The sequence below is a fragment of the Ornithinicoccus hortensis genome, assembly GCF_006716185.1.
GTDB classification, from domain to species: domain Bacteria; phylum Actinomycetota; class Actinomycetes; order Actinomycetales; family Dermatophilaceae; genus Ornithinicoccus; species Ornithinicoccus hortensis.
Window position 1 is genome coordinate 263,742 of sequence record NZ_VFOP01000001.1, and the last position, 15,432, is coordinate 279,173.

The 15,432-nt window shown below is 73.6% G+C and carries 13 protein-coding genes; 7 read left to right on the plus strand and 6 right to left on the minus strand.

All coding sequences use genetic code 11. The features are described 5' to 3' along the window. Positions 1-33 precede the first annotated feature (33 nt). From FB467_RS01150 to FB467_RS01160, 3 genes are all read left to right on the plus strand, one after another. Complete coding sequence (locus FB467_RS01150) at positions 34-3,204, plus strand: efflux RND transporter permease subunit (RefSeq protein ID WP_141783455.1); 3,171 nt, start codon at positions 34-36, stop codon at positions 3,202-3,204. A 131-nt stretch (positions 3,205-3,335) separates the two neighbouring features. Beyond that, the gene (locus tag FB467_RS01155) at positions 3,336-3,920 is read left to right on the plus strand and encodes a SigE family RNA polymerase sigma factor (protein ID WP_141783456.1); all 585 of its coding nucleotides are present in this window, start codon (positions 3,336-3,338) and stop codon (positions 3,918-3,920) included. Further along, positions 3,917-5,113: a hypothetical protein gene (locus FB467_RS01160; RefSeq protein ID WP_141783457.1), complete on the plus strand. Its 1,197-nt coding sequence runs from the start codon at positions 3,917-3,919 to the stop codon at positions 5,111-5,113. Before FB467_RS01155 ends, FB467_RS01160 begins: the two co-directional genes overlap by 4 nt. Before the next feature lie 30 nt (positions 5,114-5,143). Here FB467_RS01160 and FB467_RS01165 read toward each other — a convergent pair whose 3' ends face one another. Beyond that, the gene (locus FB467_RS01165; protein WP_141783458.1) at positions 5,144-6,526 is read right to left on the minus strand and encodes a glucose-6-phosphate dehydrogenase; all 1,383 of its coding nucleotides are present in this window, start codon (positions 6,524-6,526) and stop codon (positions 5,144-5,146) included. A 238-nt stretch (positions 6,527-6,764) separates the two neighbouring features. Here FB467_RS01165 and FB467_RS01170 point away from each other — a divergent pair, with 238 nt between their 5' ends. Beyond that, the gene (locus FB467_RS01170; RefSeq protein ID WP_211350518.1) at positions 6,765-7,463 is read left to right on the plus strand and encodes a C40 family peptidase; all 699 of its coding nucleotides are present in this window, start codon (positions 6,765-6,767) and stop codon (positions 7,461-7,463) included. A gap of 81 nt (positions 7,464-7,544) precedes the next feature. On the opposite strand, the gene FB467_RS01175 is transcribed toward FB467_RS01170, so the two are convergent. Continuing rightward, complete coding sequence (locus FB467_RS01175; RefSeq protein ID WP_211350519.1) at positions 7,545-9,560, minus strand: ABC1 kinase family protein; 2,016 nt, start codon at positions 9,558-9,560, stop codon at positions 7,545-7,547. A gap of 168 nt (positions 9,561-9,728) precedes the next feature. Between FB467_RS01175 and FB467_RS01180 the strand changes: the two genes are divergently transcribed. Together FB467_RS01180 and FB467_RS01185 are read left to right on the plus strand one after the other, a co-directional pair. Beyond that, complete coding sequence (locus FB467_RS01180) at positions 9,729-10,778, plus strand: sigma-70 family RNA polymerase sigma factor (RefSeq protein ID WP_141783460.1); 1,050 nt, start codon at positions 9,729-9,731, stop codon at positions 10,776-10,778. Next, positions 10,775-11,380 (plus strand): TIGR03086 family metal-binding protein, encoded by a 606-nt coding sequence (locus tag FB467_RS01185; protein ID WP_141783461.1) that lies wholly within the window; start codon positions 10,775-10,777, stop codon positions 11,378-11,380. Before FB467_RS01180 ends, FB467_RS01185 begins: the two co-directional genes overlap by 4 nt. Positions 11,381-11,389: 9 nt before the next feature. On the opposite strand, the gene FB467_RS01190 is transcribed toward FB467_RS01185, so the two are convergent. The 4 genes from FB467_RS01190 to FB467_RS01205 all read right to left on the minus strand — a co-directional run bounded on the left by FB467_RS01190 (position 11,390) and on the right by FB467_RS01205 (position 14,112). Beyond that, entirely contained in the window at positions 11,390-11,872 is a 483-nt protein-coding gene (locus FB467_RS01190) for a hypothetical protein (RefSeq protein ID WP_141783462.1), read from the minus strand. Beyond that, the gene (locus tag FB467_RS01195) at positions 11,869-12,324 is read right to left on the minus strand and encodes a hypothetical protein (protein ID WP_141783463.1); all 456 of its coding nucleotides are present in this window, start codon (positions 12,322-12,324) and stop codon (positions 11,869-11,871) included. Before FB467_RS01195 ends, FB467_RS01190 begins: the two co-directional genes overlap by 4 nt. 6 nt (positions 12,325-12,330) lie before the next feature. Continuing rightward, entirely contained in the window at positions 12,331-12,897 is a 567-nt protein-coding gene (locus FB467_RS01200) for a hypothetical protein (protein ID WP_141783464.1), read from the minus strand. Positions 12,898-13,200: 303 nt separating this feature from the next. Next, the gene (locus FB467_RS01205; protein ID WP_141783465.1) at positions 13,201-14,112 is read right to left on the minus strand and encodes an amidohydrolase family protein; all 912 of its coding nucleotides are present in this window, start codon (positions 14,110-14,112) and stop codon (positions 13,201-13,203) included. A gap of 68 nt (positions 14,113-14,180) precedes the next feature. Between FB467_RS01205 and FB467_RS01210 the strand changes: the two genes are divergently transcribed. After that, entirely contained in the window at positions 14,181-15,386 is a 1,206-nt protein-coding gene (locus tag FB467_RS01210; protein WP_141783466.1) for a M20 metallopeptidase family protein, read from the plus strand. The last annotated feature ends 46 nt before the right edge of the window (positions 15,387-15,432 follow it).

Below are 15,432 nucleotides of genomic sequence, written 5' to 3' on the forward strand. Positions count from 1 at the left end.
TCCAACTGCCGCCGATCGACCGAGGACCACCCGATGAGCAAGCTCACCCTGTTCAGCGTCCGCAACCGCGCACTGATCGCGCTGGCCACGATCTTCACCGTGCTGGCCGGGACCCACGCGATGACCTCCCTGCCGCGCGAGCTGTTCCCCTCCCTGGAGTTCCCGATCCTCGCCGTGGCCACCGGGGTGCAGGGCGCCAGCGCCGAGGTGATGGAGGAGCGGGTCAGCGACCCCATCGAGGTGGCCGCCCAGGGGCTGGACGGGGTCGTGGAGGTGCAGTCCCAGTCCAGCGAGGGCTTCTCCGCGGTGCTGGTCGAGCTCGACTACGGCACCGACATGGGGGCGACGCAGACCGACCTGCAACGGGCGGTGCTCGGCCTGCAGGGCCTGCCCGAGGGTGCCGACCCGGCGATCTTCGCCGGCAGCATCGACGACTTCCCGATCATCCAGATGTCGGCGACCGGCGGCACCGACCGGGACGACCTGGTGGACCGGCTGCGCACCGTCGTCATCCCGGACTTGGAGGACGTCGACGGCGTGCGCGAGGTGCAGCTCACCGGCGTCCAGGACAAGGAGGTCCGGATCGACCTGGACCAGGCGGCGGCCACCGAGGCCGGGGTCAGCGCCGCCGAGATCGGCCAGCTGCTCCAGGCCAACGGCGTGGTCGTGCCGGCCGGCACCGTGAGCAACGGGGAGCAGGAACTCGCCGTCTCGGTCGGCGCCCGGTTGCAGGACGTCGACGAGCTGCGCTCGCTCCCGCTGCCCGGGGCCGGCGGCGCGACCCTGGCCGACGTGGCGCAGGTGAGCCTGGAGACGCCGGAGGCGACGGCATATACCCGCACCAACGGCACCGAGAGCATCGGGCTCTCCATCACCAAGAAGCCGGACGGCAACGCGGTCCAGATCTCCCACGAGGTGCAGGAGCTGCTGCCCGACCTCGAGACGGCGGTGGGCGGTGAGATGACGGTGATCTTCGACCAGGCGCCGTTCATCGAGCAGTCGGTGGACGACCTGACCCACGAGGGCCTGCTCGGCCTGGGCTTCGCGATCCTGATCGTGCTGGTCTTCCTGCTGTCGGTGCGGCTCACCCTGGTCACCGCGGTGAGCATCCCGCTTTCGCTGCTGATCGCGCTGATCGGGCTGCAGGCGGCCGGCTACAGCCTCAACCTGCTCACCCTCGGCGCGCTGACCATCTCGATCGGCCGCGTCGTCGACGACTCGATCGTGGTCATCGAGAACATCAAGCGCCACGCCCGGCTCGGCGAGGACCGGCTGACCTCCGTGGTGCGCGCAGTGCGCGAGGTCGCCGGCGCGATCACCTCCGCGACCGTCTGCACCGTGGCCGTCTTCCTACCGATGATCTTCGTCGGGGGTCAGGTAGGCGAGCTGTTCAGCCCGTTCGCCCTCACCGTGGCCATCGCGATGGGCGCCTCCCTGCTGGTGTCGCTGACCATCGTCCCGGTGCTGGGCTACTGGTTCCTGGGCCGCGGCGCCGACGAGCGCGCCACCGAGCACGGCTCCGCCGAGGAGGGGTATGCCGACACGCCCGCGAGCGCGTCCCTCACCCACGAGTGGGACGCCCCCGACCGGTTGCAGCGCGCCTACCTCCCCGTCCTGAAGGCAGCCATCGGCCGGCCCGTCTGGTCGCTCCTGCTCGCCGTGCTGATCCTGGTCGGCACCGGCCTGGCGGCCGGCCAACTCAAGACGAACTTCATCGGCAGCGCAGGTGGCAACTCGGTGACCGCCACCGTGAAGCTACCGTCCGGGGCCACGCTGGAGGAGACCGACGCGGCGACCACCGACATCGAGGAATGGCTCTCCCAGCGCCCGGACGTGGAGGCCTACCAGGCCACGGTCGGTTCCAGCGGCGGCATCGAGGCGGTCTTCCTGGGCAGCGGCAGCAACAGCGCCTCGATCGCGATCACCCTCGTCGAGGGCACGGACGGCGACGTCTTCGGCGACGCCCTCACCGAGCAGGCACCGGTCCCTGACGACGCCACCGTCACGGTCGCCTCCGCCGCCGGGGCCCCCGGCGCCACCGAGCTCGAGGTGATCGTGACCGGGCTCGACCAGGAGGACCTGGCGGCCACCGCCGAGGAAGTGGTGACCGTGATGGAGGACGTCGGTGCTGGCGACGTCACCAACAACCTCACGGACACCGTGCCCTCGCTGCAGGTGACGGTGGACCGCTCGGCCGCCGGGCAGGCCGGCCTCACCGAGGCCGCGGTCGGGCAGGTCGTCGCGGCCGCGACGAACGGCAGCATCGTGGGGCAGGTCGAGCTGGAGGGCTCCGACGTCACCGTCGTCGTGCACCAGGGTGAGCGCCCCGCCACCGTCGATGAGCTGGAGTCGCTGCCGGTCGGTGGCGGCGAGCAGGGCCCGGTGCTGCTCGGCGACGTGGCCGACCTGGAGGAGGTCGACCAACCCGTCCGGGTGACCCGGATCGACGGGATCCGGGCAGCGACGGTCACCGGCACCCCGGACGCCGCGGACCTCGGTGCGGTGAGCGCCGACCTGCAGGAACGGTTGGACGGGCTGGACCTGCCCGACGGCGTGCAGGTGGAGATCGGCGGCGTGACAGCGGACCAGAACGAGGCCTTCGCCAGCCTCGGCCTGGCCCTGCTGGCCGCCATCGCGATCGTCTACCTGGTGATGGTGGCGACCTTCAACTCGATGCTCCAGCCGCTGCTGCTGATGGTCTCGGTACCGTTCGCCGCGACCGGTTCGCTGTTGATGCTGCTGGTCACCGACACCGCCCTGGACGTCTCCGCGCTGATCGGCATGCTGATGCTCATCGGCATCGTGGTGACCAACGCGATCGTGCTCATCGACCTGGTCAACCAGTACCGCAACCGCGGCCTGAGCGTGCACGAGGCGCTGATCGAGGGCGCCCGGCACCGGTTCCGGCCGATCGTGATGACCGCGCTGGCCACCATCGGTGCGCTCACACCGATGGCGCTGGCGCTCACCGGCGGCGGAGCGTTCATCTCCCAGCCGCTGGCCCTGGTCGTGATCGGCGGGCTGATCAGCTCCACCGCGCTGACCCTGCTGCTGGTCCCGGTCCTCTACCGGCTGGTCGAGGGCGCGAAGGAGCGCCGGGCGGACCGGCGCGCCGCGGGCGGCGCACGCCGTGGCCTGTTCGGCCGGCGCGGCAAGCACGCGGAGGCCGTGCTGGGCAGCGACCCCGCGGCCACCGGCGACTGAGGCCGCCGACCGCGGGCGTCGGTCCGCGGGGCTGACGCCGCCCGACTGCGACGGTCGGTCGGGCCGCCCAGGCAACCTTTCGGCCGGCCTGGACGTGGATCAGGTATGCAGGGCAGTGACAGGCTCGGTCGGTGAGCAGCGACGCCGACGCACGGTTCGCGGTCTTCGTCGACCGGGAGAGTGCCGCGCTGCTCCGGTTCGGCTGGTACCTCACCTCCGACCCCGAGCTGGCCCGCGACCTGGTGCAGGAGGCGCTGACCCGGGTCTACCCACGCTGGGCCGCCCTGCACCGGGGCGAGGAGGTGGCCTACGTCCGACGGACCATGGTCAACCTGTCCCGTGACGCCGCCCGCCGACGGGGACGGGCGGCGCTGCTGCCCTGGCATCGGACATCCGGGGTGGCCGGCGGCCAGGCGCTCCCCGACCCCGCGCAGCAGGTGACCGAACGAGGCGCGGTCGTGGCCGCCCTCCAGCAGCTGCCCACCCGGCAGCGGGCCGTCGTCGTGCTGCGGCACGTCTGCGACCTCTCCGAGGAACAGGTCGCCCGCGAGCTGCGGATCTCCGTGGGCGCGGTGAAGAGCGCTGCGTCCCGCGGACGAACTCGGCTGCGCGAGCTCCTGACCGATGGCGACCCGGACCAGCAGGACGCGGACCAGGACGACACGGACAACGACGACACGGACAACGACGACACGGAAGTGGAGGTGGCCCGATGACGAGCGACGAGGAGAGCTGGCTGCACGACCAGTTGCTGCTGGACCCCCCACCGCCGATGGCGCCCCTGGACGGACAGGCGGCGCTGGGCCGCGCCCGCCGCCACCGGCGGCGCCGCCGGGTCACGACCGCCGCAGGGTGCGCGGCCGCGGGGGTCCTGGTCGCCGGGACCACCTTCTGGGCCGCCGGCCTGCTCCCCGACACACTGCAGGACGCCCTGCCCGCCGCGCCCGGGACCACCGCGGCCTGCCCGGAGTTCATCGCGGGGGGCGACGATCCGGCAGGACCGGGGAGCCGCACCGGGGTCGCCTCCTCGGTCACCGACCTCGCGCTCCTCGACTGGGTCGCCGAGGACGGGGTGCACGTCTGGGTCATCCGCACCACGGACGGATGCCTGGTGCCGTCAGGCCCCGACGCGGGCGGCCCGTCGGCCTCGGGTGTCGGCGTGAGTGTGCTGACCCAGGAGCCGGGGGGCCCAGTCGTGCTGCACGGGTCCCGGGACCCGGGGGAGGACGTGCGGACCTGGGGGGCCCAACTCCTCCCGATACCGGGCCAGGCCTCCGCCATCGCCATCGTCCCGGCCGATGCCGACCTCGCGGTGCTCCCGGGCGGCGACCCGGTGGAGGACCTCACGCCCGTCAGGGACGAGGACGGGACCGTGCTCGCCGCGGTGGCCCGGTCGCCGTACCCGGACGACCAACCTCCCGCGGCCGTCCTCTGGCGGGCCGGCGAGATCTGGTCGCTGCAGTGGGTCTCGGCCGACGTGGTGGTCACCCCGGTCGCCGAGGGCGGGGCCGACCCCGGGGGCCGCGCCGGAAGCGGCACCCCCACCCCCACCCCGGCGTGGTCCTCACCTCCCCAACTGGTCCGGGCCGAGGGCGGTGGCGGGTGGTGGGCCTGGACGGGGACCTCGGTCGTGGCCAGCGGCCCGCGGGAGACCCCGGAGGGCCCCTGGGCCATTCAGCTGCCGGATGAGGGAGGCGACGTCGTCATCGGGTGGCTCCCGGAGGGGACCGAGGAGATCGCCGTCGACGGTCGGCCGCGGACCCTGCTCCCGGTGACGCAGACCGCCGGCCTGCCCCTGGACGGACTGCGACCCTTCATGACCGACGGGCCGGCCCAGCGGATCGAGGCCCTCGGGTCGGACGGTGCGCGGACGGAGGTGCCGATTCTCCCGGACGCCGCGACGGACTGACGCGGAGTTCCGGCACCGCCGCCGACCGCGTCAGCTCCGGGGCGGGACCACGCCCCAGCCGTCGGGGCCGTCGGACCCGGCCGGGTAGTCCTGCATCGGCACGGACCCCGCGCGCCAGGCCGCGAGGACCGGGTCGACGATCCGCCAGCAGTCCTCGGCGACGTCGCCGCGGATCGACAGCAGCGGGTCGCCGTCGAGGATGCCGGCGAGCACCTCGCCGTAGGGCAGCATCCGCGACTTGCCCAGCTCGGCCCGGATCACCTTCTGCTCCAGCTCGAACGGGTCGCCCTCGGCGTTCATCGACAGCACCACGTCCACCGCCCCGGGCTTGAGCTCCAGGATCAGCTGGTCCGGCTCGGTGCAGTCCTTGAGCCCGGTGGGGACGTGCCGCGGGGGCCGGAAGGTGACCACGACCTGCTTGGCCGGCTCGCGCAGCGCCTTGCCGCTGCGGAGCACGAAGGGCACCCCCGCCCAGCGGGCGTTCGCGACCTCGAGGACGACCTCGGCGAGGGTCTCGGTGTCGTTGGCCGGGTCGACGCCCTCCTCGTCGACGTAGCTGGGCACGTCGCGGTCCTCGCTGCGCCCGGCCGTATACCGTGCCCGCCGCGACGCGGTGGTGGGGTCCTCCCCCCACACCCGGGTCGCCCGGAGGACCTGCGCCTTCACCGACCGGACCTCGACCTCGTCCAGCGAGGCCGGCGCCTCCATCGCGAAGAAGGCGAGGATCTGCAGCAGGTGGGACTGGATCATGTCGACCAGGGCGCCCGCGCCGTCGTAGTAGCCGGCCCGGCCCTCCAGCGCCAGCGTCTCGTCGTAGGAGATGACGACCCGCTCGATGTGCTCCGCGGACCACATCGGCTGGAGCAGCCGGTTGGCGAACCGGATACCGATCAGGTTCAGGATCGTGTTGACCCCCAGGAAGTGGTCGACCCGGTGGATCCGGTCCTCGGGGACCAGCTTCAGCAGCTGGACGTTCAGCTCCTGGGCGGACTCCAGCTCGTGCCCGAACGGCTTCTCCAGGGCCAGCCGGGTGTCCTCCGGCAGCTCGAGCCGTTCGAGCAGGCCGCACACCTTCTGCGAGACCTGGGGCGGCAGCGCGAAGTACAGCACCAACGGCCCGCCCAGCCCGTCGAGCAGCCCGGCGAGCTGCTCCTGCTCCAACAGGTCGGCCTGGACGTAGCGGGCGTCGGCCGCGACCTCCGCCGCGGCGTCCTCGGGCACCCCGGCCCCGGTGAAGGCCTCGGTCACCTTGGCCCGCCACCCGGCGTCGTCCAGCTCGGCCCGGTCGACGCCGACCACGTGCACGCGGCGGTCCGGTTCGACCGCCAGCAGGCTGGCCAGCCCGGGCAGCAGGAGGCGGCTGGTGAGGTCACCGGAGGCGCCGAGGATGACGAGGGTGGTGGGGTCGCTCATGGGTCTCATCCTGACATTTCCGGAAGTTTCCCGCTGGGCGGCCGGCGGCACCCTGCCGACCTGCTGAATCACAAGAATTTCGTGACTCATCTCACACGGTTCTCGTGCAACACTCCCGCAGCAGGCCCTGTGGCAGAACACCTTTGGGACTTGCGCGGTCCACTCAAACCGGGTTTCACTCGACGGGCGCTAGCCCCTGGCGCAAGCCCCCTTGTTGCTCCCGACCCTTGGATCAGTGATGACCCGCAACCGCTCCCGCCTGTCCACCTCCCTGCTCGCCGCCGCCGTGGCGGTGCCCCTGCTGGCCACCGCGCCGGCGACGGCCGCGCCCGCAGCGCCGGCCGCGGGCGCCTCGGTCGCCGCGGTAACGCCGGCCACCAGCCCGCTGGCGGCCGAGGAGATGACCCCGGACGGCAAGATCACCCGTTACGTCACGAAGCCCGCCAAGCTGCGCAAGGGCCCCGGCACCAACTACGCGGCCCTGGGGACCTACCGGGTCGGCGCGAAGATCACCGGCTACCGCACCGGCAACGGGTGGATCAAGATCGCCGAGCAGCGCTACGTGTCCGAGTGGCTGACCTCCGCCACCCCGCCGTCCACCGGCGTCACCGGCGAGACGGTGCTCACCGAGGGCCGCAAGTACTTCGGCATCATGTACAAGTACGGCGGCAACACCCCGGCCGGCTTCGACTGCTCCGGCTACACCCAGTACGTCTACGGCCAGCTGGGCTACACGCTGCCCCGCACCGTGGCGGCGCAGAAGGCCAAGGCCACCCCGGTCAGCTCGCCGCAGAAGGGCGACCTGGTCTTCTGGGGCAGCTACCACGTCGGCATCTACGCCGGCAACGGCTACGTCTACGACTCGGGCAAGCCCGGCCTGCCGGTGCAGAAGCGCAAGATCTGGTCCGGCGTCAGCGGCTACGGACGGGTCCTCTGACCCGGACCTGACCCCGGGTCCCGCCGACCCGAGGATCCCCGGTATGCCGTGCGCTGGCCACGGGTGGTCAGCGCCACGTGGTCAGCGCCTGGCTCCCCAGTAGGTCCGCGCGTGGTGGGTGAACGCGACCGCGAGCGCCCGTGCCGCCAGCACGAAGGCGAACAGGAACAGCGTGGCACCCAGCAACGGGTAGAGGGCGACGCCCTCGCTGACCTCCGGCCCCCGGTCGGCCGCCAGGACGAGCAGGATGCCGCCGATGGCGGCCGCCGCCGCCAGCAGGGTGACCGTCAGCTGCTGCACCAGGCCCGACACGAAGGACCGGTCCCGCTCGTCGGCGAGGACCCGGACGTTGACCGAGAGCTCGCCCCGCTGGGCGGCGTCGGCCAGCGCGTCGAGCCTCCTCGGGATCCGTTGCAGCACCGGGAGCAGGTGCGTCAGCTGTTCGGCCAGGTCTGCCTTCAACCGGTCCGGCTGGAGCCGTTCCCCGGCCAGGTCCCGGCCGGCGTCGCGGGCCGCATCCATCAGGTCCAACTGCGGGTCCAGGGTGCGCAGCGTCCCTTCCAACGCGCCGAGGGACCGGAAGGCCGCGGCCACCGCCGGGGGCACCGCGAACCCGTGCCGGACGACCAGCCCCATCAGGTCCCCGAACAGCCCGGCCGACCCGGCGCCGCCGAGGCCGTGGCCGTAGCGGCCGATCAGGCCGCCGAGCTCGCGCTCGACGGCGCGGTCGTCGAGCCCGGCGGGCCGGTCGAGCACCCCGAGCAGGGCGTCCGTCGCGCCGACCGAGTCCTGCCGGTCCACCGCCAGGATCAACCGGGTCAGGCCGCTGCGGCCGGCGCTGTCCAGCCGTCCGACCGAGCCGAAGTCCAACAGGCCGAGCGTGCCGTCGTCGTCCACGAAGACGTTGCCCGCGTGCAGGTCGGCGTGGAAGACGCCCTCGTCGAGGACTTGGCGGAGCACGGCGCCGAGCAGGGTCCGCGCCATCTCGGCGCGCCGCTCGGGCGGGAACCCGGCCAGCAGCTCACCGGCCCGGGACAGCTCCCGCCCGGCCATCCGCTCCATCACCAGGACGCGCGGCCCGGACAGCTCCGCATACACCGTCGGCACCCGCACCGGCACGGTCCCGCCGCCCCCGGACGCGGCGGCGATGGCGTCCATGTTGGCCGCCTCCACCCGGTAGTCCAGCTCCTCCTCCAGGTTGGCCGCGAAGCCGTCGGCCAGGCCGCGCACCCCCAACCGGCTGCCCCAGTCGGTGGTCCGCTCCAGCCAGGTGGCCAGCCGGGTGATGATGTCCATGTCGGCGGTGACCTGGGCACGGGCGTCGGTGCGTTGCACCTTCACCACCACCGGTGACCCGTCGCGCAGCCGGGCCGCGTGCACCTGCCCGACGGAGGCGGCCGCCAGCGGCTCGTGGTCGATCTGCCCGAACACCTCGGCCGGGTCGGCCCCCAGCTCGGCGCGCAGCGTCTGCTCGACCGTGGCCCACGGCTGGGGCGCGACGTCGGAGGTGAGCCGGCCGAGCTCGGAGGCGAAGGCGTCACCGACCAGGTCGGGCCGGGTGGACAACATCTGTCCCAGCTTGATGAAGGTGACCCCCGCCTCCGTCATCGCCAGCCGGAGCGACCGGGCGACCCGGGGCGCGTCGGCGCCGAGGTCGGTATGCGGTCGCGAGCGCAGGAAGCCGCCCAACCCGTGCCGCACGGCGATGGCCACGATCGCGGTGTAGCGCCGGGCCCGGCGGTGGCGGGCGGGCAGGTCCCGCAGGAGCGCCAGGGGCCGCGGCAGGGTCCCGGTCGGGACCATCGCCTCCAGGATCACCAGGATCCCGATGCCCACCGCCACCGACCAGGCCACCAGCAGCGTCGGCACGGCGACGGCCACGACCGGGTCGAGGGCGGCCAGCGCCGCGTCGTCGCCGACGTCGATGCCCAGGTGCTCCAGGACCCGGCGGCTGACCCCGCCCATCGCCGCGAAGACGGAGCCGCTGACCAGGATGGTGCGGGGCCAACCCACCGGCACCCCGAGCAGCCGGCGAGTCACGAAGCCCAGCAGGATCGTGTTGAAGACGATGGCGGTCACGCTGAACAGGAACAGCACGCTGGTCGACCCTTCGGTTGTCCGCTCGGCCCCCTGCCCTGCTGCAAGGACGACCACCCGACCCGGACGGGACCGATGAGTTCCGTCGGACCGGACGGTCAACATGCTAGGACGGGCGGCGACGGGACCGACCGCACGGCATACTCGGTGCAGGCGAAAGGGATCCGGATGAGCACCCCCAGCAGTGCAGAGCAACGGCAGCAGACCGCCACCCCCGACGCGGACGGGGAGGGACGCGGGGACTTCACCGCCCGGGCGGAGCAGTACCGCCGGGAACTGTTCGCCCACTGCTACCGGATGTCCGGGTCGGTCCACGAGGCCGAGGACCTGGTGCAGGAGACCTTCCTGCGGGCGTGGCGGGGCTACCACGCCTTCGAGGAGCGCGCCTCGATGCGCACCTGGCTGCACCGGATCGCCACCAACGTATGCCTGACCTCGCTGGAGGGACAGGCCCGGCGGCCACTGCCCACGGGGCTCGGCCAGCCGTCGGCCGACCCGTCCGAGCCGGTGCACGCGGAGGGCGAGGTGCCCTGGCTCTCGCCGGTCCCGGACGCCCTGGTGGCCTCCTCCCCCGAGGGTGCCGCCGAGGCCCAGGAGGGCATCCGGCTCGCCTTCGTCGCGGCCCTGCAGCACCTGCCGCCCCGCCAGCGGGCCGCGCTGGTGCTGCGCGACGTGCTGCGCTGGAAGGCGGCCGAGGTCGCCGAGGCCGTCGGCACCAGCACCGCCGCCGTCAACAGCGCCCTGCAGCGTGCCCGGGAGACCGTCCGCAAAGCCGAGCTGACCCGGGACGGCGCCAGCGGCACGCTGACCCCGGAGCAGAACGCCCTGCTCGAGCGCTACGTGCAGGCCTTCTGGGAGAAGGACATCGAGGGGCTGGTCGGCATGTTCACCGACCAGGCGGTGTGGGAGATGCCGCCGTTCCCGGGGTGGTATCAGGGGGCGCGGACGATCGGCACGCTGATCGACACCCAGTGCCCGGGCACCGCCCGGATGATGGTCATGGTCCCCACCTCGGCCAACGGCCAGCCCGCGTTCGGCCTCTACATGCGCGGGCCGGACGGCAGCTACACCCCGTTCCACCTGCAGGTGCTGGCCCTGGAGGGGGACAAGGTCGCGCACGTCGGTGCGTTCTTCGACGAGGACCTGTTCGCCACCTTCGGCCTGCCGCCGGCCCTCCCCGCCGACACCGCACCGTTCACCGGCGTCCCGGCCCCGTGACCGCCCAGCCCGACCCGTTCCCGGCGCTGCCGGAACTGGGTCTGCTCGAGCGCGCCGTGAACTACACCCGGGGGTCCCTGGCCGCCGTGCCCGGGACGGACCCGCGGGCACCGACCCCCTGCGCCGGGTGGGACCTGACCGACCTGCTGGTGCACATGGACGACTCCCTGCGCGTCATCGAGCAGGCGGGCCGGGTCCGGGAGGTCGCGCTGGCCCCGGACGGCCCCGAGCCCGCCGACGGAGCCGCGCCCCGCACCGCGACCGGACTCGTGGCGGCCATCCGCGACCGGGCCTGCGGCCTCCTCACGGCCTGGATGGCCCACCGGGGCGAGCGACTCATCACGGTCGCCGGGTCACCCCTGCGGGCCGGGGTGCTGGTGGCCGCGGGGGCGCTGGAGATCACCGTGCACGGGGACGACCTGGCCAGGGCCTGCGGCGCCGACCACCCGCTGCCCGAGCCGCTCGCGTCGGACCTGCTCGCCTACCTGCCGCTGCTGGTGCAGCCGGGTGACCGGCCGGTGCGGTTCGCACCTGCCCTGGCCACCCCTGCCGGCGCGCCGCCGTCGACCCGCCTGCTCGCCCAGCTCGGGCGGCCGGCCTGACCCCCGGGTTCAGCCGCCGGGCCGACCCTGCGCGGCGGAGGGCCCGCGCGCCGCTGCCCTGCCCCACGACCCCGAGGGGCCCCGGCCGAGCAGCAGCACCGCGCCGGCCAGGAGGGCCACCACCTGGCCGCTGAGCACCGCCGGCAGGCCGAGGGCGACGGCGGCCAGGACGAGCCCGGCCGCCACGGACGTCACGGCGGTGCGCCCCGAGGCCAGGGCCCACAGGACCACCACGATGGCCAGCACCAGGAAGAACCGGGACGGGGTCTGCGCTCCGCTGGCCCCGGACACCCACACCGTGCCGCCGCCGATCGACATGTAGTCACAGATCAGGCCGCCCTCGCCGGACAGGTCGGCGATGCAACTCGGCCCGGTGCCGGGCCGGAACTCCTGGGACGGCGAGGTCCACGGCAAGCCCAGCGACAGCAGCAGGAGCAGGACCGCCGCCCACGCGGCGCCCGCCCGCGACCCCACCCGCGCCCGCTGGCTCAAGGCAGGACTCGACCGTCCGCCCGAGGGGCACGCTCACGGTCGGCCAGCCCGGCATACAGCAACAGCGCGGCACCGGCCAGGGCGGCCAGCTGCCCGCCCTGCGCCGCTAGGCCGGTGAGCAGGATGCCCAGCAGGACCGCACCGCCGGCCACGGACAACCACACCGGCTGCCGGAGCCGGAGGGCGCACCCGATCAGCACCAGGGCCCCGACCAGGAAGACCCGGGCGACCACGTGCACACCGTGGGCCTCGCCGGAGCCCAGGGTCATCCCCGGCGAGAAGTAGCCGGCGGTGCAGTCGACCGTGCCGGAGTAGAAGTTCGGCGTGCAGAAGCCGGGGCTGTACCACCCGGGGATGTGTTGCAGGGTGGAGGCCGACCAGGGCAGCCCCAGCGCCAGCAGGAGCAGCACGGCCGAGGCGATCACCACCCCGGGATGCTTCAAGGACGGCACGCGGCCTCACAGCCTCCGGTCGGGGCTGAGCGCGACCGCGACGGCGGCGCAGGCCGTGCCGACGGTGACCATGAACGCCATGTTGGTCTGGATCATCGGCAGCATCAGCAGCGTCCAGAACAGCAGCAGCCCGGCGGCGCCGGCCGCCCCGATGAACCAGCCGTTGCCCCCGAGGGCCGGCTTGGTGAAGAAGGCGGCTCCCTGCGCGATGGCAGCGACCACGGCGAACGCCGCCCAGGCCGCGCTGTCGCCCCACAGGGTGCCCATGTCGTCCATCGGGATCGAGATGCCCAGCACCACCAGCAGCAGCGCCAGCGCGTGCAACACGATGCGCACCAGGGTGCCGTTGTCGGTGCCGGACCCGGTCTGGGGCGCGCTGCCCGCCGCGGCGCCGTACCCGCCCGGCTGCCCGCTCTGACCCGCCGGGCCGGACTGCCCCGGCTGACCGGACTGACCCTGCTGGCCCGACTGCGGACCGGTCTGCCCCGGGTGGCGGCCCTGGGCGCCCTGCCCGTATGCCGGCTGCTGGCCCCAGCCTGGACGGTCACCCTGGCCCTGGGGCCGGGGCGGCACCGGGCCGGGCCCGTGCTGACCCGACCCCTGCTGGCCGGAGCCCTGCTGGCCGGAGCCATGCTGGCCGGAGCCCTGCTGCTGGCCACCCCCATAGGGAGCGCCGCCGCCCGGGGCGGACGGCCAGGAACCCGTCGGCGCCCCCGACTGCCCCGCGCCAGAACCCTGCTGGGGACCCGGTGCACCCGAACCCGGGCTCCCCCATGGCTGGTGCGGCGGCTGTCCGGACTGTTGGTCGGAACGCGGCTGGTCTGTCTCTTCGTTGCTCACGCTGGCCCCTCGGGAGATGCGATCGGTGTGACGACGTCAGCCCGACTCTAGCCCCATGAGTCGTGCCCCGTTGCGCCACAGGACGCCACGCAACCAGTCCTCGCCGAGGTCCAGCCGGGCGAGCGCCTGCAGCTGGTGGGCGTAGGGGTAGGGGATGTTCGGGAAGTCCGCCCCGAGCACCACCTTCTCGCCGAGGTCCCGCAGCACCGGCCGGAAGTCCGGGGGCAGCGGCACGTGCGCCTCCACGTAGTCGGTGCCGGCCATCGTGGTGTCCAGGTGGACGTGCTCGTAGCGGTGAGCGAGGTCGGCGAACTCGCGGTACTCCGGCATCCCCAGGTGCGCGATCACCAGGGGAAGCCGGGGGAAGCGCCGCAGCAACCTGCCGACCGGCCCCGGGCCGGTGTGCGCACCGCCGTGCGGCCCCGACCCGGCGTGCAGCACGACCGGGGTACCCGCGTCCTGCAGCACCGACCAGACCGGGTCCAGCAGCGGATCGTTCGGCTCGAAGGCACCGACCTGGACGTGGGCCTTGAACAGCCGGGCCCCCCGCTCCAGGGCCGCGGGCACGTAGTCCGCCGCCTCCGGCTCGGGATAGAACGTCCCCGAGTGCACCGCGTCCGGCACCCGGGAGGCGAAGTCGGTGCACCAGTCGTTGAGCCAGGCCGCCATCCCCGGTTTGTGCGCGTAGGTCAGCGACGGGATGCCCCGCAGCCCGAGCGCCCGGACCGTGGCCAGCCGCTCCGCCTCGCTGGTGCGGTAGTGGATCGGCCAGTCCCCGGCCCGCTCCCACCCGCGCGCGTCGAAGACCTGCCACACCTTGGTCAGCATCCGTTCGGGCAGGAAGTGCACGTGGATGTCGGCCAGGCCGGGGAGACCGAGGGACCGGGTGAATGCCGGCACCTGCGCGTCGTCGGCCGGCCCGGGCAGCGGGGGTCGGGTCGTGCTCACGGCTGCTCCTCCTCGGATCGGTCCACCCCTGGCGCCCTAGCGTAGGCACGGTCGGGAGAATAGGGACCATGAGCACCCTCGACCTCGCCCGCGAGCTGGGCCCCGACCTCATCGCGCTGCGCCGCGACCTGCACCAGATCCCCGAGCTGGGGCTGCACCTGCCGCTCACCCAGGAGCGGGTCCTGGCCGAGCTGGAGGGGCTGGACCTGGAGGTCCACACCGGCACCGGGCTGTCCTCCGTCACGGCGGTCCTCCGCGGTACCGCCGTGCCCCGCGGCGAGGGCCCCACCGTGCTGTTGCGCGGCGACATGGACGGGCTGCCGGTGACCGAGCTGGTGGACGTGCCCTACCGGTCCCGCCACGAGGGGAAGATGCACGCCTGCGGGCACGACCTGCATACGGCCGGCCTGGTCGGTGCCGCGCGGATCCTGTCCCGGATGCGCGACCAGGTGGCCGGCGACGTCGTCTTCATGTTCCAGCCCGCGGAGGAGGGACCGGGGGGTGCCGAGCCGATGATCGAGGAGGGCCTGCTCAGCGTGTCCGGGCGGCCGGTCGACGCGGCCTTCGCGCTGCACGTGTCGTCCTCGGAGTACCCGCTGGGGCAGTGGTTCGCCCGACCCCGGGAGATGATGGCCGCGGCCGACACCGTCGGCATCACGGTCACCGGCGCCGGCGGCCACGGCTCGCAGCCGCACCGGGCGCTGGACCCCGTGCCGGCGACCTGCGAGATCGTCCTGGCGCTGCAGTCGATGGTCACCCGGACCTTCGACTCCTTCGACTCCGTCGTCCTCACCGTGGGCCGGGTCACCGCCGGGACCAAGGACAACATCATCCCGGACACCGGGGAGATCGCGGCCACGCTGCGCACCTTCACCCCGGAGAACCGGGAGACCGCGATGACCTCCATCCGGCGGGTCGCCGCCGGGGTCGCGGCGGCGCACGGCCTGACCGCCGAGGTCACCTTCAGCGAGGGCTACCCGGCCACGATCAACGACGACGCCGAGTACGCGCTGGGCCTGGAGACCGTCATCGACCTGTTCGGGGAGGACCGCTTCACCGAGCGGCCGCTGCCGGAGATGGGTGCCGAGGACATGTCGTTCGTGATGGAGCGGGTCCCCGGCGCCTACTTCTTCATCGGCGCCTGCCCCGACGAGGACTACCAGCACGCCCCGGACAACCACTCCCCCATCGCCGCCTTCGACGACTCGGTGGTCCCCGACGCCGCCGCCTGGCTGGCCGAGGTCGCGATCCGCCGGCTGCGCCGCCCCGCCTAACCCGGCGCTGCAGTCGGGCGACGGGGGCTGCAGGATTATCGGGACG

Coding starts and splice junctions, on each gene's coding strand:
- FB467_RS01165 (WP_141783458.1), bottom strand. CDS start 6,526: ATGAGCGACCCCACCACCCTCGTCATCCTCGGCGCCTCCGGTGACCTC.
- FB467_RS01170 (WP_211350518.1), top strand. CDS start 6,765: ATGACCCGCAACCGCTCCCGCCTGTCCACCTCCCTGCTCGCCGCCGCC.
- FB467_RS01180 (WP_141783460.1), top strand. CDS start 9,729: ATGAGCACCCCCAGCAGTGCAGAGCAACGGCAGCAGACCGCCACCCCC.
- FB467_RS01150 (WP_141783455.1), top strand. CDS start 34: ATGAGCAAGCTCACCCTGTTCAGCGTCCGCAACCGCGCACTGATCGCG.
- FB467_RS01210 (WP_141783466.1), top strand. CDS start 14,181: ATGAGCACCCTCGACCTCGCCCGCGAGCTGGGCCCCGACCTCATCGCG.
- FB467_RS01160 (WP_141783457.1), top strand. CDS start 3,917: ATGACGAGCGACGAGGAGAGCTGGCTGCACGACCAGTTGCTGCTGGAC.